The organism is Goekera deserti, from assembly GCF_010685995.1.
In the GTDB taxonomy this organism is placed as follows: domain Bacteria; phylum Actinomycetota; class Actinomycetes; order Mycobacteriales; family Geodermatophilaceae; genus Goekera; species Goekera deserti.
In genome coordinates, this window is sequence record NZ_JAAGWK010000015.1 from 147,264 (window position 1) to 169,001 (window position 21,738).

At 73.0% G+C, this 21,738-nt stretch carries 10 protein-coding genes; 3 read left to right on the forward strand and 7 right to left on the reverse strand.

The features are described from left to right. Window positions 1-161: 161 nt before the first annotated feature. From G1H19_RS11695 to G1H19_RS11720, 6 genes are all read right to left on the reverse strand, one after another. Window positions 162-2,528, reverse strand: a complete 2,367-nt coding sequence (locus G1H19_RS11695; RefSeq protein WP_152731075.1) for a DISARM anti-phage system protein DrmE domain-containing protein — start codon at window positions 2,526-2,528, stop codon at window positions 162-164. Further along, window positions 2,525-4,708 carry an MBL fold metallo-hydrolase gene (locus tag G1H19_RS11700; protein WP_152731076.1) on the reverse strand — a complete coding sequence of 728 codons (2,184 nt, stop codon included), beginning with the start codon at window positions 4,706-4,708 and terminating at the stop codon, window positions 2,525-2,527. Before G1H19_RS11700 ends, G1H19_RS11695 begins: the two co-directional genes overlap by 4 nt. Continuing rightward, on the reverse strand, window positions 4,705-10,980 hold the full coding sequence (locus G1H19_RS11705; protein ID WP_152731077.1) for a hypothetical protein: 6,276 nt from the start codon (window positions 10,978-10,980) through the stop codon (window positions 4,705-4,707). Before G1H19_RS11705 ends, G1H19_RS11700 begins: the two co-directional genes overlap by 4 nt. A gap of 1,003 nt (window positions 10,981-11,983) precedes the next feature. Further along, window positions 11,984-14,200 carry a hypothetical protein gene (locus G1H19_RS11710; protein ID WP_152731079.1) on the reverse strand — a complete coding sequence of 739 codons (2,217 nt, stop codon included), beginning with the start codon at window positions 14,198-14,200 and terminating at the stop codon, window positions 11,984-11,986. 45 nt (window positions 14,201-14,245) lie between these two features. Next, window positions 14,246-14,923 carry a hypothetical protein gene (locus tag G1H19_RS11715; protein ID WP_152731080.1) on the reverse strand — a complete coding sequence of 226 codons (678 nt, stop codon included), beginning with the start codon at window positions 14,921-14,923 and terminating at the stop codon, window positions 14,246-14,248. A gap of 452 nt (window positions 14,924-15,375) precedes the next feature. Then, window positions 15,376-15,831 carry a hypothetical protein gene (locus G1H19_RS11720; RefSeq protein WP_152731081.1) on the reverse strand — a complete coding sequence of 152 codons (456 nt, stop codon included), beginning with the start codon at window positions 15,829-15,831 and terminating at the stop codon, window positions 15,376-15,378. Between the two features lie 444 nt (window positions 15,832-16,275). Here G1H19_RS11720 and G1H19_RS11725 point away from each other — a divergent pair, with 444 nt between their 5' ends. Then, entirely contained in the window at window positions 16,276-16,707 is a 432-nt protein-coding gene (locus G1H19_RS11725) for a DUF1016 N-terminal domain-containing protein (RefSeq protein WP_162392162.1), read from the forward strand. Window positions 16,708-16,781: 74 nt separating this feature from the next. Here G1H19_RS11725 and G1H19_RS11730 read toward each other — a convergent pair whose 3' ends face one another. Further along, window positions 16,782-18,527 carry a zinc-ribbon domain-containing protein gene (locus tag G1H19_RS11730; RefSeq protein WP_162392161.1) on the reverse strand — a complete coding sequence of 582 codons (1,746 nt, stop codon included), beginning with the start codon at window positions 18,525-18,527 and terminating at the stop codon, window positions 16,782-16,784. A gap of 199 nt (window positions 18,528-18,726) precedes the next feature. On the opposite strand from G1H19_RS11730, the gene G1H19_RS11735 reads away from it, so the two are divergent. Then, window positions 18,727-20,361 (forward strand): exonuclease domain-containing protein, encoded by a 1,635-nt coding sequence (locus tag G1H19_RS11735; protein WP_202925709.1) that lies wholly within the window; start codon window positions 18,727-18,729, stop codon window positions 20,359-20,361. Window positions 20,362-20,659: 298 nt separating this feature from the next. Then, window positions 20,660-21,738: zinc-ribbon domain-containing protein (locus G1H19_RS11740; RefSeq protein ID WP_163638814.1), on the forward strand; the 1,079-nt coding region annotated here is incomplete at its 3' end.

Consider the following 21,738-nt stretch of genomic DNA (forward strand, 5'->3'; position numbering starts at 1 on the left):
TAGGCGTGGAGGCGGTCCGGGCCGGTCGGCCCTCGCGCGCCCTGTGAGATGCAGGTGTTCAGTTGTGCCGCGCAGCTTGCGGTCCGGGCGCGGCGGTGTCAACAACTTCCCGCGCGAGTTCCGGTTCTGCCCCGATCAGCTCACCGGATCGGGCGGGCGCATCAGGCAGGTTGGGCCTCGGCGCGGACGGCGGCGAACGTGTCGGCGTCCAGCAGCAGCCCGGCCAGAGCCGCGGGCACCAGCACCAGCCCGGTCGCGACGTCCTCGACCTGGTGGGTGGTGACCGCCTCGAGCAGGTCGGCGGCCTGCACCCCGAACTTCGGGTCCATGAGGGTCTCCTCGGCGCGCAGCAGCGTGCCGGTGATCTGCGCCGACAGCCGCCGGCCGACCTTCTGGTGCAGCTCCCGCAGCGCCAGCAGCGCAGCACCGACCGCAGCACCGCTGCGCCGCAGTTCGGCGTCGCCGACCGCAGCGGCGAACCGGCTGACGTCCGCGGCGCGCAGCGGCACCGCGTGGTGACCGAGCCAGGCGCCGATCGTGGTTTCGGACGTGATGGCGGTCGGGTCGGGCCCGGACCGCATCCGGGCGAGGATCTCGCGGTGGGTCAGGTCGCTGCCGCGGGCGGCGTCGACGCGGCGGTGCCACACCTGGGCCATCACCTGCAGCAGCTGGTAGTCGGTGTCGACCTCGGCCAGCGCGGCGATCGCGGTGTCGAACAGGTCGCGGCGGGAGGCGGCGTCGACGAGCGCGACGTCGTCGCCGGGGACCAGCGCCTTGGCCGCGACCTTGCCGACCTGCTCGCCGCTGCGCCGGTAGATCGGGTCGTTGGGCGGCATCAGCAGCCCCTGCCCGCCGCGGAAGGTGATCGCCAGCGCCGGAACGTCGATCCCGTCCTCATCGCGGGCCGGCGGCCCCAGGTCAGGGGCGTCGTCGCGGCCGCCGCGCAGCCGCGCGAGGACTGCCAGCACGTCGAAGGTGAACGGCTCCCACGGAGAGGCGTCGTCCTCGGGCACGGGCAGGGTCGCACCGTCGCGGCAGATGAGCACCGGCGGCGGGTCGGTGACCGGCCCGGCCACGCTCACCCCAAGCGCCGGCGCGCTGACCTGCAGCGTCTCCCGCCGCAGGTCGGCCAGCGCGCGCAGCGTGCCGGTCACCTGCCGGGCGGCTCGCCCGGCCTCCCAGCCGCCGGCGGCCAGCACCGTCGCCCGCGCACCGACCGGTGCGGCGGCCAGGCTGCCGTAGGCCCGCGGCACCGGCCCGGTGACCAGCAGCTCGTCGACCGGAAGGTCGGCCACCCGGCCCATCAGCAGGTCCCGCAGGCCGACCACCCGGACGCGCGCCTGCCAGCCGAACGGGGTGCCCGGCGAGGCCTGCAGCGCGTCGGTGAGCGCCTCGACCGCCGCGGAGTTCCGGACGACCACCAGCCCGGCCCGGCCCCGGTCGACGACGTCAGCCAACCACTGCTCGACCAGCGGCAGCTTCACCGCCGGCGCCGCGGCGCGCAGCAGATCGGTGAACGCACCGGCGACGTCCAGCCACGCCGACCGCGCCCCCGGGGCGCTGCCGTCGGCGATCGCCCGCGCGTGGCCGGCGGCGTCGGCCAGCCGGGTGCTGTACGGACCGGGCAGTACGTGCCGGTCGTAGTCGGCCGGTGTCGTGGCCAGCAGCGCGAACGTCGCGTACACGCCCCACGCCCAGCGCAGGGCGGCCGCGGCCGCGACGCCGTTGCCTGCGGGCAGCGCGGCCAGCGCCGACCAGGCGGCGTGCAGCGCGGCGTCCAGGCCGGTGTCGGCCGGTGGCGCGAGGACCTGCCGGTGCGCGGCGCCGGCGGTACGAAGCAGCGGCGAGGGGGCGACGACGGCGGGCTGCACGGCCGGAGCTCCGGCCAGCTGCCCCAGCGTGGGCGGGTCGAAGGCCCACACGACGCCGTCGGCGTCGCGGATCTGCGCCACGGCAGCGTCGAACGGGTTGTCGGTGATGTACACCAGCGCCCGCCGGGAGCTCAGCAGTCGCCCGATCTCCCCGGCGCCGCCGCCGGTGCCATCCACGACCAGCCCGCCCCCGAACTCTGGGACCCGGTCGACGTCGCCGGTCAGGATCATCCGGCCGCCGCCGGACCCCGGGTAGGGGTCGCCGACGGGCACGACGCCGCCGTCACCGTCGAGCCGGGCCCGCGGGATGACCGCCGACAGCGCCGAGTCCCGGACGCACAGCTGGTCGTACAAGGTGCGCTGCGACAGCTGGGAGGACACGACGGTCGCCGAGGCGGCCACGCTCCAGCTGCGGACGATCTCGGCGGTCAGCGACGCCGCGCCGAGCATCACCGGGGCGTCGGCGGCCGGCAGCGGCACGACGAGTGCCAGCGGTGCCCGCGCGGCCGAGGCGGCGTCGACCACTGCCAGCAGCTCGGCGTCGAACGGCGTCGGCGCCAGCCGCCGCACCTGAGCTCCCCGCCGCAGCCGCAGGTCTCCGCGGCGCACCACGGCGGCCAGCCCGCCGGCGGTTGCGCCGGTCGGGCCGGCGGTCACGGCGCCGACCACGCGCCGGTGGGCACGGTCGCCTGGCCGCGGTGCGCCAGCCGCTCGGCGAACGCCGCCTGGCCCCGCCGCTCCCCGTGCACGAGCATGACGTGGGCGGCGCCGACGTCGGCGGTGATCGTGACGAGCTCGTCGGCGCTGGCGTGCGCGCCCAGCTTGTAGCTGCCGACGCTGGCGTTGACCGGCACCGTGATGTCGGGGCCTCCGTCGACACCGGGCAGGTCGAACGTGCCGCCGCCGGTCTCGGCCAGGGCCAGCAGCCGGGCGCCGGGGGAGTCCTCGTCCTGGTAGCCGACGACCATCAGGGCGGCGTTGGGATCGGGCAGCAGCGCCTGCGCCCAGCGGACCGCGGGCCCGGCGGTCAGCATGCCGGAGGTCGCGATGACGACGCCGCTGCGCAGGCTGGCGATCGCGTCCCGCGTGCCGCCGGGCGGCACCGCCCGCACCTTCGGCCCGAAGATTTGCATCAGCGTCCCGTCCGGGCCGGGGTACTGCTCGTACACGCCCGACACCGACCGGGCCAGGCCGTCGATGAGCACGTCGACGTCGGGCAGCGCCTCGGCCAGGGTGAGCGCCACCTCCTGCGCGCGGCCGAGCGCGAACGCCGGAACCAGTACCCGCCCACCGCCGCTGGTGACGGTCGCGACCTTGTTCACCAGGTCATCGGTGGCGATGTGTCGGGGCGTGAGCCGTCCCTGCGCGGCGTAGGTGGACTCCAGCAGCAGCAGGTCGGCGCCGGTCGCGGCCGTGGGGATGTCGATGCCCCCGACGGTCCGCTGCCCGGGCCTGGACACGTCGCCGGAGACGACGACCCGCTGCTCGCCGGCGTGCACGACGACACCGGCGGCGCCGACGATGTGCCCGGCGGGGAACAGCTCGATCTCCACGTCCCGCAGCCGGCGGGGCCGGTTGAACGGCAGCGTCTGCATCCGGCTCAGGGCGTGCCGGACGTCGTCACGGCCGTAGGGCACGGCGGCGGCACCCTCCCCGGACTCCGCGCCGCGGCGGGCCATGACCTTCGCCGAGTCGAACCACATGGTTGCCAACAGCGAGCTGGTCGCGTCGGTGACGAACACCGGCACGTCGGGCTGGCGAGCCAGGATGGCTGGCACCCAGCCGGCGTGGTCGTTGTGCGCGTGGGTGATGACGATGCCGTGCAGCGGCCCGGACAGCGCCTCGTCGATGCGCGGCGGCCCGGACGCGGTGGCCCCGGGCCGGGAGCCGGCGTCGACCAGCAGCCTGGTGTCGCCGGCGGTGATGAGCACGCACGACCCACCGATCTCGGTGCCGCCACCGAGCACGTCCACGCGCAAGTTCCGCTCGCGCACCTGCGCGACTGGCCGGGGCGGCTCAACGAACGCGGTCAGTAGCGTCGGCAGCCACGTCGTCACGGTGTCGGCGACCTCAGCCGGCAGCGCCGCGGCGCGGGCGGCGGCGACGAGCCGCTCGGCGTCGAAGGCCGGCGCCGCCGCGGGGCGACCGGGGTCGACGAGGGCCGGCTCGCCGGCGGCCGGGCCACGGCTGTCACGCAGCCCGCGGGGCGCGGCCGGCGTCAGCGCGGCCGCCAGTGCCGCCGCCACCTGCAGCGGATCGGCCAGCGCAGAGCGCATAGTGGCCAGCTGCACCTCGGCGGCCTCGGCCCGAGCGACGGTGGCGGTCAGGTCGTCGCCGACGTCGGCGAGCTCGGCGCGCAGCTCCGCCGCCTCGGCTTCGGCCTGCTGCGCCCGCATCTTGGCGCGGTCCCGCGAGTCGCGAAGCTGGGTTAGCCGCTGCGCGGCCCGCTGCTCCTCCCGCTCTGCGGCCGGAGCCCGAGCCGCACGCTCAGCGCCCCGCGCCGCCCGCCGGGCAGCGCGGCGGTGCTCGTCGATGAGCTCCCGCACCCGCGCCGCACCGCGCGCGGCCTCACCGCCGTCGGCGGCCGTGAGCGCCCCGGCGGTCGCCGCCTCGGCGCCGGTGAGCGCATCGGCCGGCAGCCGCGCCGCGGCGACCCCGCGCAGAGCCGCAGACTGCTCGAGCAGCCCGAGCAGTTGCGCCACCCCATCACTGCTGGACACGGCCCGTTCCGGGTCGATTTCCTGACCGGGCCGGCCGGCGACCACGGTGGCCGCGGCGTGCAGCACCTCCCGGATCGGGCTGGGAAGAGCCGCGACCGCGGGGTCGGGTGCGCTCACGCAGCACCGCCGGCCGCGGGCAGCTGCTGGGCCAGAACCGGCTCGGGCCGCACGCGCCCCCCGGCGGTGGGCGCCAGGCAGCCCAGCGCCTCCAGCGCGTCGACGACGTTGACCAGCGGGCCGAACCCGGCGTCGGCCGCGGCGGCGGACAGCCCGTCGAGCTCGAGGAGCTCGGCGAGCATCTGGCGGTCCTCCCCGTCTGCGCTGCACAGGTTCACCGCCGACCGGAACGCCGCCGTCAGCACCGGCGTCTCCGGGCCGAGCCCCGCACTGGCGACCAGCTGCTTCCCGCCGCCACCGGACAGCCACGTGTCCAGGTCTGCCAGCAGCTTCCCCGCACCGGTCGCCGGCCCCGCCTTCCCGGCCATCTGAGTGAGGTGGGCGAGCACCCTGGGCCACCCCCCGGAGGCGGCCAGCAGAAGCGCCCGGGACTCGTCGTCCCGGAAGGGCAGCCCGTCCTCGTCGCACCACATCCGCAGCCCCGGCTCGTCGACCCGCAGCAGGTCGACCCGGTCGACGTCGGCCGCCCACGCGGCCGCATTCGCCGGCGAGGCCAGCACCGCCACCGTGACATCGCGGGCGGCGTCGGCGACGGCCTTCTCGGCGACCTGGACCAGCTCGGTCAGCGCCGCCGGCGAGTGGGCCTGGGCGTCGACCAGCATCAGGGTGCTGTCAGCGGCCGCGAGCCCGACCGCGGTGCGGACCCCGTCGGGAGTGGTGGTCCGCACCCGCACGAGCGCGGCGACCCGGTGGGCCTCATCAGCCCGGGCGGCCTCGATCGCCGACCACACGGCGTCCACACCCAGCGCGCCGGATCCGGTCACCGTCAGGACCTGCCGGCGGGCGTCGAACAGCCGCCCGAGCTGCGCCTCGGTGAGCGGCGACCGGCCGTGACCGACGCGCCGCCGGTAGGACCCGCCGTCGGCGGCTGAGGGCACCGCCAGCCGCTCCGAGGCGGTGTACAGCGTCTCCAGCACCTCCTCGTCGGTGCCCAGCAGCCGCAGCACCGTCGGCGTCCGCAGCCGGTACCGGCCGCTGTCGGCGGCCAGCACGCCCAGGTCGACGCACTCGGCGACCAGGCCCCGGAAGACGTCGGCGCCGACCCCGCTGAACCCCTCCGGCCAGTGCAGCCGTGCGGTCTCCGACAGCTCCACCAGGCTCAGGCTGGTATCGACGCCGTGCTCGTGGGCGACCGCGGCGACGGCGTAGGCGATGACCAGGTACCGGTGGTCCAGGTTCAGCGTCAGCACGTACTTCTCTCGAAACGCGGCGTTCAGCTCCGCGTCGTAGAAGACCTCGTCGACGTCGGCGTCGGTGATGACCTGCGGCGGCCCGTCGGCCGGCACGGGCAGCGCGCTGAGGTGGGCGACCAGCGCCTGCCCGAACAGCTGCAGTAGCGCCGGCATGTTGTTCGTCATCGCCAGGATCCGGGCCGGTAGGGCGATCGGGTCGTCGAAGCGGAACCCGAGCGAGGCCAGCGGCTCGACGAGCAGGTCGTGGGCGTGCTGCGGGCGCAGCGGCCCGACGCTGATCGGGCGCCCCAGGTGCGACAGCGGCTGGTTGGGCAGTGACTCGAAGCGGGCGGTGCGGTGCAGGCCGGCGAACACGACCTTCGCCCGCCGTCCGGAGTCCCACATCAGCCGGCGGCACGTGTCGACGTGGTCGAACCGGTTGCCGGCGGCGTCGGCGTCGAGGAACGCGTCGGCCTCGTCGAGCAGGATGAGCAGCGCCCGCTGTGCGTCGCCCTCCAGCCACTGCCGGACGGCGGTGTACACGACCTCGGACAAGTCGTCCTCGCTGGCGGGCGGGGCCCCCGGCACGATGCCGATGTCAGCCAGATGCGGCCACAGCTTGCCCCATAGCCGCTCCGGTCTGCCGTCCCCGCCGACGTTGAACACGCTGATGAGCACCGCGTGCCGACCCTCGCCGCCCTCTTCGAACCGGCGGGCCGCGGCGCGCAGCAGCGCCGACTTGCCCAGCTGCCGGCCACCGGAGACGAACGACGGCCCGTTCAGGTCGACCACGGCGGCCAGCTCGTCGGTGCGCCCGTAGAACATCTCCAGCGGCGTGTCGCCGGGGGTGTCGCGGTACGGGCTGGCCGCGGTGAACGGCAGCGCGGTCGCCTCGAACGTCGCCCGCCGCGGCTCGCCCTGGCAGACCAGGTAGGCCAGCGCCGCGTCGTCGAGGACCAGCAGGGGCGGGTTGGGCCGGCCGCGGGCCGCGTCGGCGATCGCGCGCCGGTCGGCCGGGCTCAGCGCTCCGCCGAGCCACAGTGCCAGCACGGTGTGGTCGGCGGGTTCGACGCCCATCCACTCGATGAGCGTCGCCGGGGTGGGCGCGTTCTTGACCAGCAGCACCCGCAGGGTGGTGCCGTCGGGGCTCATCGCCGATCCGAGCGTCGGGGTGAGCGCGGGCCCGGTGCCGGCGACGCCGGTCAGCCGGACCCAGGTACGGCCGGTCTGCCCGGTGCCGGTGCGCTCGGTCTTGGCGGTGTCGAACTCCAGACCGGCCTGGGCGAGCACGGCCCGCAGCGCGCTGGTCAGGTCGGCTCGCTGCGACGTCCGCCCGGCGAGCGCGGTCCACGCGCCCAGCGCCTTGCGCCCGGCGTCGCGACGGGCCTCGGACAGCCCGCTCAGGTCCAGCCCGGCCTCGTCCAGCCAGGCGGTGACGTCGTCGTCGACGCGGCCACCGAGGACGGCGTGCAGCGCGGCCAGAAGCTGCGGGCGGCCTGCGGCGGCCTGTGGCACCTGCGGGAAGAACCGCGCCAGGTGATCGGTGCCGGCCGCGGCCTCGGGCGGCTGCCCACCGCTGATCACCGTCTCCAGGTACTCCTCGGCGCTGGCGACCTGGCCGCGGCGGGTGAGGTCGGCGAGCATGTCGGCGTGCTCGGCGACGGCGGTGTTGTCGCGGGCCCGCTCGTCGATACGGTGCAGGGTCGCCTGGATCTTTGCCTGCACGTGCTTGTCGAGGTCGGCGGTCACTGCGGCCATCGCGGCCCGGATCCGGCCGAAGTCGCGCCGCTTGGCGTCAGCCAGCGCCTCGGCGCGGGCGGCCAGTGCCGCCCACGGCTGGTCGTCGAGGGTGCCAGCCATCCGCCGGGTGTCGATGAGGTTGACCAGCGCCGCGACGTCGTTGGCGACGTCGGCGGACTGCGCGGCGATGTCGGCGCTGCGCCGGCGCTCGAGCGCCGAGCCGGTGGCCGGGTCGGTGGCCGACACGCCACCGATGAGCACGGAGGTCAGGTCGTGGTCGCCGCGGGCGGCGCGGTGGGCGTAGACGTCGGTGATGTCGGCCGGTCCGGCCTCGGCGACGGCCAGCAGCGCCGCCAGGTGCTCGCCGGCCAGTCCGCCGTCGGGCAGCAGCGTCTCGGCGTCGAGGGTCAGGTCGGAGGCCAGCAGCTCGTGGTGCGCGGCGTACGCCGGCGACGGCTCCCCGCCGCCGGGGGCCTCGCCGTCGCAGATCGCGAACGCCTCGGACAGCAGGTCCCCGGCGGCGGAGACCGCCGCGAGCACTCCGGCGTCACCGGTGGTGGCGGCGAGCTCGGTCAGCGCATCGTCACGGACCGCGGCCAGCCGGTGCCGCAGCTTCGCCAGGGGCCCGGCCTGCCACGCGCCGGCGTCGATCGCCGCCCGCCGCTCGGCGGCACGCTCGGCGAGCTCGGCCCAGGTGGCGGCCTGGTCGACTGCGGCCTCCCAGCGGGTCTGCAGGGTGGCGCGGGCGCCGGCCACGATCTGGTTGGAGTGGTTGCGGCGCTGCTCGGCGAAGGTGGTGTCGATGGCCTTGTTCGCCTTGCCGCGGAGCCTGACCACGCCGTCGCGGACCGCACTGACGGCGTTGATGTCGTTGGTGGCAACCATCGCCAGCAGCTCACCGAGCTCCCCGCTGGGGGACATCCACGCCTGATAGACCCCGTTGGCCGGGATGTACTTGATGACCCGCCGCGAAGCGCCCGAGATCAGCTCGGCTGCGCTTGCAGCCGCTTCGGCTGCGGCGTGCTCCGCGGCGGCGAGGGTGCCGACGGCGTCGGCGGCCTCGGGCAGGACGACGACACCGGCCCGGCTGGCGTCGGCCAGCGCGGTCAGCGCCTCGGTCAGGGAGCTCTGCGCGCTGACGCACGGCAGCAGGTCCAGCATCACGCTCACCGGCCCGGCCGACGGGGCGAGCAGCGCGATGCGGGCGGCGGCGGTGAGCGCGAGCAGCTGTCCGCCGCGGTCATCGCCGAGGGACTCCCGGTTCAGCTGGGGCGCGAGCTCGGCGAACGCCGTGGCCAGGCGGCCGGTGGGGGAGACCAGCGCGTCGGCGTAGGCGGCCAGGCGGCGCGCGGCGACGCTGGGGGCGGGCGCGCCGGCGGCCTCCAGGACGTCGGCGGCCAGCCCGAAGCGCTGGCTGGCCAGCAGGGCGGCGACGTCACCGACCTCGGGAGTCCCCGGCGGGGTGTCCTGCGCCCGGTCGTCGACGGAGTCGGTGGAGGCCGGAACCTCGACGGCGGCCGGCGGCGGGGTGGTCGCCCGTCGGCGCTGACCACTCACCGCCGCGAGCGCGGCGCCGGCGCCGGCGTTGAGCAGCTCGTCGAGCTCGTCGAGGTCGGCCACCTGGACCGTTTGGTCGCGGCCGCTGCCATCCGTGGCCGCCGAACTCGTCGTGGGCTCGGCCGCGGTCGCGGGCTGCTCGGTCTCGGCGGGCGACTGCGGCAGCGCCGGGCCGCCGCTGGTGTCCTCAGCGTCGGCTGGGCGCTCGCTGTGACCCGGCGCGTCGGCGGTGTCCGGAACGTCGGGGATGTCGGTGTCCGGGCCGGTGCCGGAATCGGTGGCGCTGCTCGGGGCGGCGTCGGGCTGGTCGCCGGCCGGGACCACGCCGAGGGTGTTCTGATCGGTGGGCTGGGGCGCGTCGGCGGAGGTGCCGACGGCCGCCGGCGCAGTGTCGAGGTCGGCCGAGGGCTCGGTGGCGGTCTCGGAGGCGGTCTCGCTGCCGGCGGCGGCCGGGTCGTCCGCCGTGGTGATCCTGGCCTCGTCGGGAACGGTGACCGCTCCGACGGCGACCGCGCTGACCAGAGCGACCGCGTCCGGCCAGGCGGCGACCGCCGCGGCCTGCGCCGCGGCCAGGGCCGCGAAGTCGACCGCCGCACCGCGCCGAGCTTCCCCGGCCAGCTCGACCAGCTGCCACAGGGCGCTCAGCGCGTCCCGGGGCGCGTCCGGGTCGGACACCGCGGTGAGCGCGGCGGCGCGGACGGCGGCGAGCTCACCGGCCATCGCATCGGGGCCAGAGACGTCCTGCAGCCGCAGCAGCCAGGACACGTCCGCCGCGGCTTCCCGCCGGCGGCGCAGGCCATCAGCGGCGTCGAACACATCGTCCCGGGTGGGCGGCACCGCGCGCCCGAGCTCATCGGCCAGCGCAGCGAGCACCACCGACCCCGCTGCGCTGTGCTCCGCCACCCGGTCCACCGCGTCAGGGTCGGCGAAGCGGCCGTCGGCCAGCGCGGCGGCGATGGCGGCGGCATCCTCGGCAACGGCGTCCCAGTCGTCGAGGAAGTCCCCGACAGCGTCGAGGACATCGGAGTCGTCGAGCATGCCGGACGCCGCCACGGGGGAGGCGGCCGAAGCCGCCCTGAGCGGAGCGGGCAGGCCCTCGGTCTCCGCGCCGAGCGCCTCGGCGCCCGTCCCTTCGTCGTCGGGCAGCACGTCGTCGATTTCGCCGCTGCTGAGGTCATCGAGCAGGTCGGCCAGCGCCTCGGGGCCGGTGTAGCCGTCCTCCTGGCCGATCGCTGCTAGCCGGGCCGAGGGGGCCAACTCCGCCAGGGACCACGCCGGCACCGGCGGCAGGGCCGGGTGGCTCTCGCGCAGCGTGGTGTACGCCTCGCGGGCAGCGTCGTGACCGACGGCGAGCGCCGCCAGCGCCGCCGCAGCCGCGGCCGTGTCGACGGAGATGGCCGCGGCCATCCCGGCGTCGAACAGCGCGGGGCTGAAGTCGCGGACGGCCAGGGCGAGGCTGTCGGCGAGAGCGGGATTGGCCGCGTAGACGTCCAGCGCCGTCATGTCGTCGTCACCGAGGACGGCCCGCCACTGCGCGGCGTCGGCCCCAGCGTCGAACGACGCGCTGATGGGTGCGGTGACGTCCCGCAGCAGGTGCACACGAGTCGCCGCGTCGCCACCACGCAGCCGGGCGAGCAGCTGGGCGGCCATCCCGCGGTTGACGGTGGCGGCCTTGCGCAGCTGCAGCGCGCCGAGGACGAACTGCCGGTGCCGGGGTGGCATCGACTTCAAGACCTTGTACATGTCATCGGCGGTGACCTCGGCCAATGCCGCCGACGCGAGGGCGTCTACGTCCAGGTGCGCAGCGATGGTTCGACCGGACGGCCACTGCTCGGGTCTGACAGGTAGAGGCCGATGATCATGTTCGTGGCCGTCAGGGCGAACGCGGTTTGCTCGACGTCGCCGGTTGTTGGCCACAGGTAAGCCTCCGAGGTCTAGCGGGGGGAGCACGGCGCGAAGACGTTAGCCCGCGCGGCTGACAGAACCGGAACGCGCGAGTGGTTGAACTCACCGTGTCGGGTGACCGGGTCCGGCGCCGCCACGCGGTGAGCAGGTAGGCCTTGCTCTCGTCCTGCGCAGCCGAGATCCCTGCCGCCAACGGCACCGGCGCCGTTCGTGCCGTCTCCCGCCTCTACGGCGAGCTCGCCACCGGTGGGACGGCGCTGGGACTGGACGCGACGACCGTGGATGTGCTGACACGCCGGTCGCATCCCCAGCGAGGGGGCGAAGGACCTGACCCTGCGGGTCCAGACGCACTACTCCCTGGGCTACCTCGAGCTGTTCCCGCAGTTCCGCTTCGGCTCGACCGCAGAGCAGGCGTTCGGACGAGGGGAACCGGGGGCTCGTTCGGGTTCGCCGACCCGGACACCGGTGTCGGTTTCGCCTACGCCATGAACCGCAGCGGCTTCCGGCTCTGGGACGACGCGCGTGAGCTTGCCCTGCGAAACGCTCTCTACGTCGACGTCCTCGGGGAACGCCCGCATCTGCCGGACTGAGCGGCGTCCCGAGCCGGCGTCGCTTCAGGGTTCGTCTCCAGCAGCACTGCGACCTCACGCTTGCGGCCAAGTGCCTTGAGGAGCCGCTCGCGGGCCTCCTCGCGAGCGGCTCCGTCCAGGTGGCGGCGAATCTCCTGAACCAGACGATCGGTATCGGTGCGCAGCAGCTGGCCGGGCGTAGGGCGGGACGACGACATGACGACTCCAGACGGTGCGGCGTCTAGGGGACGTCGTTGGGAGCCGCACCGTCGTCAGACAGTCCGGGGTGCCTGCCGTCCGTCCACAGTCATCCAGTCGCCGGATCGACCGCCGTTGGTGGTTCCGAAGCCGCGCGGCCCTTCCCACGGGATCAGGTAGTCGTCCGGGAATCGCACGCGGCGCATGTCGGCGTCAGGCACGCGTCGGCAGTCAGGGCAGAGAACGGCCCATTTCGCCGTCTCGGGGACTCGGAGCACGACGGTGCACCAGCCTCCGTCCCGCCCACGCTTCTTGCCTTCGCAGTCGCGGTGCGGGCAGCGGATGACACGGACGCGCTTCTCGTCAGGCGCAAGGTGGGCCCCGTCGCGATCGAAGGGCGTCACGCGCTCGACGGTCTTCGGGTAGGCCGGTGCGCGGTTCGTGCGGCCCACCTGGTGCTGCCTAGACCACTCGAGGATCCGGTTCTCAGCAACGCCGAGAGCCCGGGCCGCTACGTCGATCGACACGCCGTTGTGGCGATCCGTGGAGGCCATGCACAGTTCCACCAGGCGACGGCGGAAGACATGCGTGTCCCCGGCCCAGTGATCGCGCCAGACCAACGCGGGATCGAGGTAGGTGGCGACGACATGGTCGCGGAACTCGGCCGTCAGATAGCTGGCGATTCGGCTCTCCTTGGGCTTGAGCGCGGCCCAGACGGCATGCCGGACCTCGACGAGGGGACAGTCGAGCAGCGCGCTGCGCAGCCCCTGCGTGGGGATCCGCTCGATCAGTTCGGTGTTCTTCGGCAGGCCTGCTCGCACTCCGATGAGGACGCCGACCTTCCGGCGGGCCTCGTCCGCGGTCCAGCCGATGGTCTGCCCCAGCTCCTCGAAGGTGACCAGGGTCGGCGCGGTGAACCACAGCCGAGCCACCCGCTCGAAGAGGCTGCTGTCCAGGTCGTGGCCCGTGCGTTTCCGGTTCGGGACGGTGGCGGTAAACGGGACGACGCCGGTGGAGCCGTCCGGTCGCCGCAGGACCACATCGCCGGTCAGCTCGACGGCCAAGCCTAGGTCGGTCACCCGGGCCCGCTGGTTGTGCAGGACCCCGGCTGCCGTGTCCGCCAGCTCGTAGGGGGCCTGCGCGGGGTAGGCCATGAGTCCGGCGGCAAGGGCCGCGAGCGGCCCGAGATCGATACGCTCCTCTACGAGGCCTGTTGGCACCTCCTCGCCCGCCCGAACCTCCAGTGCCTCCGCCTGGAGAAGCAGGTCGTCTGCCCGCCGCCGTAGCAGCGGTTCGTGCTCGTACTGCTGGATAGCCGCCTGGAGGAGGCCCTTGGCCGTAAGCTCCAGCGCCAGCGTCGGAATGGCTTCTGCTTGTGCGAGGAGGGAGGCCGCCTCCTTCCGCGCGTTCTCTGCCTCCTGCAGGAGCCGGTCGTGCACCGACGAGGGGCCCAGCGGCGCCTGCTGTCCCGGGTGGATGGTGAGGGGCATCGCCTTGTCGCCAAGCAACGCCGCGACGTCAGCGAGCGCGGTACCGACAGCCTGGTGGTGGTCCGAGCTGCGCCAGACGGCGAGCCTGCGGCCCGGCGTTGTCCGCCACCCTCCGACCGCGTCGCTCGGACGAGAGCGGAGTTCGTAGGTGTGGGTTGCGTTGGACACGATGGCGTAGCGGGTGTTGTCTACGACCCACTCGTGCGGCCCCACGAGTGGCTTCTTGTCCCGCTTCTGCAGCGCGGCGCCGCGTGAGCGTTCGACAGCGGCCTCTTGCTCCAGGCGCAGTCGGACGCCGTCCCACATGGGGTACGGGACGCCCCACGGGCAGAGTTCGCCGTCGGGGCCGGCCAGCATAAGGACGCCCCAGTCCAACTCGTGGACGAAGTACCCCTTTTCCGCCTTGACCCGCTGTCGAGGGGTCATCGCTAGGAGTTCCTCGAGCTCGTACATCTCCGGCTTCCCATGGCGGCCGTACTCAGCGCCGCCCTGGATCTTCGCGTGCCACCTGACCGTGCGCTTCCCAGTCACGTACAGCTCGAGTCGTTCCGCGAACAGGCCCTTCACCGCGTGTCCAGGGTGGGCCAGCTGGTCCAGCGTTCGGCCGGTGTCGTGTCGGATGTCCACGCCGGCTCGGGCGTGGACTCCCAGCCGGCCGGCCTCCACGCCGATCTCGTCCCATGGCCGCCTGGCTGCGATCATGGGCACGATCGCTTTCATGATTCGAGCCGCTTCCGGCCGGGGTACCACTGCCTTGGGAACCTGCTTTTCGAAGGTGATGGCTCCCTTGGTGATGGTCACGCGCTTGAACCGGTGCGCGAAACCCAGACCCGCCTCGTTCCGGGGTTAGAGATTCCCGTCGAGGTCGTCCAGTTCTCCACGGCCGCTCGCCGTGTGGAACTCGATGGTCTTTTCCTCGTCTTTGGTGCCCTCCATGGCATCGACGAGAAGGTTGGCGAAGTCGACTTCCTTACCACCGATGACGGCACGCCAGTTGTAGGCCTTCAGGGCACGGTTCATGGCGACGCGGTTGAAGTACTTGCGCGCCCGGCGAGTGGAGAAGGCGTAGTGAGCAGTCCCTGCGCGTCGACTGCGAATCAGCATGAGCTGAAGCTCTGTGAAGGCGTTTCGGCCGTCGTCGAGGTGCTGGCCAGGGATGTTGTCCTCGAATGCGGAATGCAGCACGACCAGGAACAGTCGGTGACGGACGACGAATGCCCAGCCCACGCGCCCCTTGAGTCCAGCGACGATGTCCGCCATCTTGATCTCTACGACGCCGAGGCTTCTCAGTTCCGCCACGGGGATGCGCTTGAGAATCTTGGCGATGAGGAGACGCGCCTCGGCGACATCCTCGCCGTCTTCGATGTAGGCCAGGGTCTCGTCGGCGATGTCGGTGACGTTTTCACCGGTGTCGTTCGGATCGGACCATCGGACGTTGACGAGGTCGGTCCATCTCGGGTCGACGATGAGGTCGTGGAACACGCGCGGTGCTTGAGAGGCACCGGTGCGCGGGGGGTTGGTCATGGGGGGCTCCTGGGTCGAGTCGTTCGGGACTCGACCGACCGTGCGGAGCCGATCGCTGCGTGCATCCATCTCTGCTGCTACCTCCGGACTAGACATCTGGTCCGGTGGCAGCGGGACATGGGAAGCGCCCATCGTTTCTGCAGCTCAGTGCTGAGGAGCCCGTGGCGGCACGGCTGGGCGGGCCGTGCTCGGGCCCGGGCCGTCAGTCGGATCCACCCCGATTGCGCTGGCCGCGCCGGGGCCGCACGCTCCCGCGCGACTGCCTTGCCGGAGGGACGGCGGTACGAGCGCCAGGACGTCACCGGCAACCTTGGATACCGCGTGCACCGTCTCGTCGGGAGACAAGAACAAGGGGGCGCCCCACAGTTCTGGGGGCGCCCCCTTGCCGTCGCTTCACGATGGCGGCCCGTCTCGTGGTGGCAACGTTCCGTTGGTGAAGGGGCCCGTGCCGGTTAGTCGTGGGCAGCTTCCTCGTACAGGCGCTTCCAGTAGGTGGCGGCCTCGACTGCGCGCCACACGCCGTCCGAGAGACTGCACTCCTCGGACAGGAAGCCCGCCTCTACCAGCGATTCGCGAATGTCATCCAGGTCTCCCCGCGCGTCGGCGAGCTGGTCGCCCATCATCCACAGCAGACGTGCACGGTGTCGTGCCACCGCCGGCGCCGTCTGCACAGGCGCGATGTCTTCGAGCGGTTCGGTTCCGAGGGGGAGCCCGACGATGGCCAGCATGTCGGTGTCGATGAGGAATCGGGCATCCCCCATTCGGCCGGCCTTGCGCAGGGCAGTGGATGCACGGGCGCCGGCGCGCATCATGCAGTCGGTACACACCGTGGGAAAGACGATGCTTCGCGGAATGTCGAGACCGCACGACGGGCAGGCGGCGGGACACGTGTTATCGGGGGTGGGCATTGCGTGCTCCTTGCGCGGTGGTGGGCTGGCCTTTCGCCTGCCGATGACGCGAACCGTCCGGTGCCCCGTTGGATGCGCAGTCGCCCCCGGTCGATCGTCCATTCCGCCACCTCGGCATCACTGACGCTCAACGCGGCAGAAACCGCGCGCGGGGTTCACGCAGGTCCGCCTGGCCTGGCGCGCCACCGTTGCTCGTCCCGGCGTATCGGCGGCGGTGAGGCTGGGGGAGTGGGCGGCCGGCGCAGCCAACGTGACCCCGTAGCGGCACTGACCTGCTCGCCATGGCGCCGTGCTTCGGACCTCGGCGTCGTCGACCCGTAGGCACCGGGGGAGCCCGGCTCTCTGGTGGACCCGCTAACGCTGTCAGTCCTCTGCGGCACGATGCCGGGCATGGCCGGGACTGGATCGCCACCGCCCGCTGACTACGGGCAGCTGCTCGGTGACGTGCGCGAGCAGCTGCACTCCTCACGTGCCGCGGCGCACCGTGCGGTCAACGCCGAGATGCAGGCGCTCTACCGGACCATCGGCCGCAGCCTGCTCGGGCGCATGCGCGAAGGCTGGTCGGTGGATGTCGTGGAGAAGTTGGGCGTCGACCTGCGTGCGCAGTTCCCCAACAGCATCGCCTTCTCGCCCTCCAACCTCGACTACATGCGCCGCTTCGCCGAGGCGTGGCCTGATCCGGCCGCCCCGCTGCTGGAGCAACTGCCCTGGGGACACATTCGGGTGCTGCTGGACGAGGTGGCCGAACCGCAGCTTCGGGATTGGTACGCCGCCGCGGCGGTGCGGCACGGCTGGTCACAGGACGTGTTGCTCAACCAGATCAAGGCCGGCAGTCACCGGCGAACGCCGCCCGCCGACAGCTCCCTTTCGCCGTAGCGACGCAGCCGCGAGCTGGCGAGCACCGTGTCGGCGGGTTTCCGGTCGAGAGCTTCCGCCCGCTGCGTCCCGGGTCAGTCGCCGTCCTGGCCCCGGAGCCAGTCACGGATCAGCTTGATGATCTCCTGCGGCCGGGGAGCGGCGGCGTAGACGCGGAACTCCCGGTAGCGGGGGTGGTCGATGTCCAAGGCCCGTAGGTCGTCTTCCCGGAGGCGTGCGACGTAGTAGCCGGCGGCCAGCAGGTCGCGGCTCTTTGAGGTGTCCACGAGCACCTTGGGTTCGGCGCGATGCCAGTACGCGCCGTCGTACTCGATGACCACACGCCGGCTGACGGTGGTCACCAGGACGTCGACGGTCCAGCTCTTGCGCGCGGTGAACGCAGGTTCGCGGAGCAATGCGTTGGACCGCGCGTCCCCGAGCAGCTCGTTGGCCGCGGCGTAGTGGTCCAACTCGATCCTGGACTTCCCGGTTGGCCGGCACTCCGGGCACTCTGCGCCGGCGGAGCGGGACGGCAGCGACATCTGCCAGACATGGTCCGGGTTGGTCGCGCACACCCACTCCGGCACGAAGTTGGTGTTCGCGTATGGCCGCACGTGCCAGGCGGTGACCGGGTTGGCGGGACTCCACTCCGCCGCCAGGCCGGGGTCGCACCAGGCCAAGGCGCCAAGGATGGTGCGACACCGGGGGCAGCGCAGCCGTTGGTACTTGTCGCGGGCGCGCACCGTTTCCTGCCACTCGTGACCGCAACAATCCGCGCGCCACCACATCTTGCGCTGGGAGTCCCACGGGACGTTGTGCGGCGTGTACTTGCCGTTGCGGGTCGGGTGCCACTGGGCGGCGATTTCGGGCAGGACGTCGGCCAGCCATTTGGGCTGAGCGCGGGTGGCCGCGGCTCGGCAGGCGGGGCAGCCGGCGTTGCGGAAGCGCAGCGGTGCGAGGCGGGGGTGATGACCGGCTGGGCACCGGAAGCGGTACTGCCCCCCGCCGGCAACCATCACTCCGCGTGGGTCCGCGTCGTCGGTCCACGCCGCCAGCAGCTCGGGCACGTCGGCGACCGGCGTGGTCTTGAGGCGCTCGTACTCCCGACTCCACTCGGCTGAGCGTCGGGCGCTGCACGCCGGGCACGAGGGCCGCTCGGCCATCAGGTAGATCTGCTTCTCGAACCGCAGGTCGCAGACAGGGCAGCGCCAGTGGGCGGCGCGGGTGGCGCGCACGGTGACTGTTGCCAGGGTGCGCTCGTCGTTCGCCGCGTGGTCCCACCAGTCCAGCGCCTCGGCACCGGAGTCGGCGAGCCGAACCTTGCCGGCCGGCTTGTCGGTGGGATGGGTGGAGCGCGTGTTGCGGGAGCAGACGCAGCCCCACCCGAAGTCGCTCATGCGGGCGGCCTGGATCTTGCCGCACCAGCGGCACTTGCCGAGGACGGGCTCGTGGCCCTCGGTGACCGGCGCGAGAGTGTCGAGGAGTTCCCAGCCGTTGGCGTCCAAGTGCTGTGCGACCTGCTCACGGGTGTACACCCGCGGCTCGTACCAGTACTCAGTGCGCCTGTCGGCGGCCCATGCCTTCCAGAAGCAGGCGCGGCAGGTGCGTTCGCGGGTCCGGTTCCTCTCGACCGTGTAGGTCAGCCTGTAGTGGGCCTGGACGCCGCAGGTCAAGCAGCGAGTGAGCCGGTCCTTCTCGGGGCCGGGGAACGGTTCGACCGCCTCCAGGCCACCGGTGCGCAGGATGACGTCGATGCACTCGCTGCACCAAGCCGGCTTGGTTCTCGTCGTGAACGCTGCCTGCCGGGTGCATCCGACGGTCGAACACTCCTGGACCCGCACATCTACACCTTCGGCAGCGCGGGGCGTGTGCTGAAGGTGATCGGTCAAGTCGGCAGCGGACCGGGACGCCTGCCGCGGAGCATCGGGCGTGGACTCGTCTGCCGAGCACACCGGTCCCGGCTGGCTCACCCGCCCCAGTCGGTGGCCCGCTGTCCGTCACGGTCGGGATACGGTCCGTCACCTCAAACCGGGAGGGGACATGGACGAGGGCAGCCGCGTACTCGCGATCGTGGACCAGGTGGACGATGCACCCGTCGTCTGGTGGGTAGACATGGGACCCAAGATCGCCAGCATGACCAGGCTCTGCGGAGCATGGGTGCTGGACGGGGATGACCGCATGCAGACGCTCCGGGCGCTGACCGCGTCCCGCGTCATCGTGGCGACCGCGAGCGGACAGGCGTTGCTCGATGCCCAGCAGGTCGTGCCCGATCGGATTCTCGACACCGACGCCACCCTCACCGCCGTCATGGCGGTCCGCGACGAGCTGCAGACTGTGTACGAGAAGGCCGAGGCGGCCAGGAGGACCACGCTGACGCCGCCGCGCTGGCCATCCCTCCTGGAGCCGCTGGACACCGAGACCGCGTCGACGCCCGGCGGCGATCCCCGCACCTCACGGGCCCTGGGCATCGCCCAGTGGCTGCATTCACTGTGCGCTGCCTGGGACACCATCGAGGAGCAGCGGCTCGCCCGCCCGTACATGCGTCCCCTCGGCGGCCCCGCCACCCGCGGGCTGCCGGTCATCTACCGCGACACGTGGCCCGATCCGGTCCGCCACGAGCCGGCTCTGTCTGTGGAGGCGCCCGAGGTTGCTGCGCTTGTGCCGGCACCGCGCACGTCGGTGGAGGACGCGGCAGCGTCGACGCTGGTGCCACTCGAAGCGCTGGACTTCGTTGCCATCGACGTCGAGACCGCCAACGCACACCGCGGCTCAATCTGCGCCATTGGTGCGGCCGTGGTCCGCGGCGGCGTCGTGGTGTCCACCCACTCGTGGCTGGTGCGTCCGCCCGCCGGCCTGGACGCCTTCGACAGGATCAACGTCCGTCTGCACGGCATCACCGCGGACATGGTCGCTGACCAGCCCTCCTTCGCCGAGCGGCTGGACCAGCTCGTGGAGGTTGCCGGAGGCCTGACCCTCGTCGCGCATAACGCGGCCTTCGACATCGGCGCGCTCCGCGAGGCCTGCCTGGTCGCCGACAAGGAGTGGCCGACCGCCGACTACGCCTGCTCGCTGATCCTGGCGCGGCGGGCGCTGGACCTGATCTCCTACCGCCTGCCGATCGTGGCTGCCGAGTGCGGTGTCGACGCCGGGCGCCACCACGAAGCCGGCGCCGATGCGCGCGCGTGCGCGCAGGTCGTCATCGAGATCGCGCGGCGCCGCAACGTCGGGACCCTGGCCGAGCTCCTTACCGACCTGCATGTGCTGGCCGGCCGGCTGGACGCCGCGGCCTGGCGCGGCTGCCACAGCACCCTCGGCTCCGCGGGCATAGGGCTCATCCGGCCGGAGACCGCCGTCGACGCCGACCCCGAGCACCCGCTGTACGGCCACGTCCTCGTCTTCACCGGCGCGCTGAGCATCCGCCGGCAGGACGCCTGGGACGCCGCCGCCCGGTGCGGTGCCGTGGTCGAGAAGACCGTGACGAAGCGAACCACGATGCTCGTCGTCGGGGACGGCTTCACCGGCAGTGACCCCGCCGACTTCACCACCGGCAAGGCGGCCAAGGCGGTGCAGCTACGCGACAACGGCCAGCGCATCGAGGTCCTCACCGAAGCTGACCTCGTCCAACTTCTCGCCGATGCACAGACCTTCGGGGTTCGGGAGGCGGTCGTCGTCTGACTGCCGGCCGGTGCACGACTGTCGAACACATCCCCGGCTGCAGGCGACACGATGCTGACGACATACAGCAGCGACCCCCTCCCAGGTCCGGGAGCGGGTCGCTGTTGTGGTTGATCAGGCGGTCGGGATCGCCGCAGCCACGATGGGGAGAAGCTCCGGGGCGGTCAGCTTGAAGCGCGATGTGGCAATCCGGAGCGGAGGGGCTGTACTAAAGCGTCAGCAATGGCCCACACTTTCTCGCCATGACCCCCCTCGCAGGTCGAAGCACGGGACGATCGCCGATCACCCTCGCCTCGCCGTGCAGTTCGACCCCGCGGCCAACGGGGGGTTGACCGCCGATCAGGTCAACGTCGGCACCAACGAGAGGCTGTGGTGGAGGTGCCCGGTCGCCGCTGATCATCGCTGGCAGGCCACCGGCGCGAACCGGCTGCGCGGCACCGGGTGTCCGTTCTGTGCCGGCCAGCAGTCCTCGGTGACCAACAACCTGCTCAACTACCCGGAGCTGGTCGCCGAGTTCGACGTGGAGGCCAACGGCGGGCTCGCCCCCGCGCAGGTGGTCGCCACGACCACCAAGAAGGTGTGGTGGCGCTGTCCGGTCGCCGACGACCACCGGTGGCAGGCCAGGGGTGCAGACCGAGTCGCCGGGGCCGGCTGCCCGGCCTGCATCGGCCGGCAGCTGTCGGTGACAAACACCGTGGCCGCGTATCCGGAGCTGGCCGCGCAGTTCGACGTCGCCGCGAACGGCGGGCGCACCCCCGACCGGGTCATCGCCACCACGAACGACCGCCTGTGGTGGGTCTGTCCGGTCGCCGACGACCACCGGTGGCGGGCCACCGGCAACAACCGGGTGCGTGGGGGCACGGGCTGTCCTGCCTGCGCCGGGCTGCAGGCGTCGGTGACGAACAGCCTGGCGCGATTCCCCGAGCTGGCCGCGCAGTTCGACGTGCAGGCGAACGGGGGGCGCACCCCCGACCAGGTCGTCGCCCTCACGATGAAGAAGCTGTGGTGGGCCTGCCCGGTCGCAGACGACCACCGCTGGCGGGCCCCCGGAGACAGCCGCGTCCGCGGCAGCGGCTGCCCCGCTTGCGCCGGCCGTCAGGTGTCGGTGACCAACAACCTGGCCCGGTTCCCCGAGCTGGCCGCGCAGTTCGACGTCGAGGCCAACGGCGGGCGCACTCCCGAGCAGGTCGTTGCCGGCACCCACGAGCTGCTCTGGTGGGCGTGCCCGGTCGCGCCCGACCACCGCTGGCGGGCACGCGCCCAGGCGCGGGTCGCCGGGGCTGGCTGCCCGGCCTGCTCTGGCCGTCAGGTGTCGGTGACCAACAACCTGGCCCGGTTCCCCGAGCTGGCCGCGCAGTTCGACGTCGAGGCCAACGG

Excerpts from the sequence above, each read along its gene's own strand:
- G1H19_RS11720 (WP_152731081.1), bottom strand. The coding sequence starts at position 15,831 with ATGCCCACCCCCGATAACACGTGTCCCGCCGCCTGCCCGTCGTGCGGT.
- G1H19_RS11715 (WP_152731080.1), bottom strand. The coding sequence starts at position 14,923 with ATGACCAACCCCCCGCGCACCGGTGCCTCTCAAGCACCGCGCGTGTTC.
- G1H19_RS11705 (WP_152731077.1), bottom strand. The coding sequence starts at position 10,980 with ATGTACAAGGTCTTGAAGTCGATGCCACCCCGGCACCGGCAGTTCGTC.
- G1H19_RS11735 (WP_202925709.1), top strand. The coding sequence starts at position 18,727 with ATGGACGAGGGCAGCCGCGTACTCGCGATCGTGGACCAGGTGGACGAT.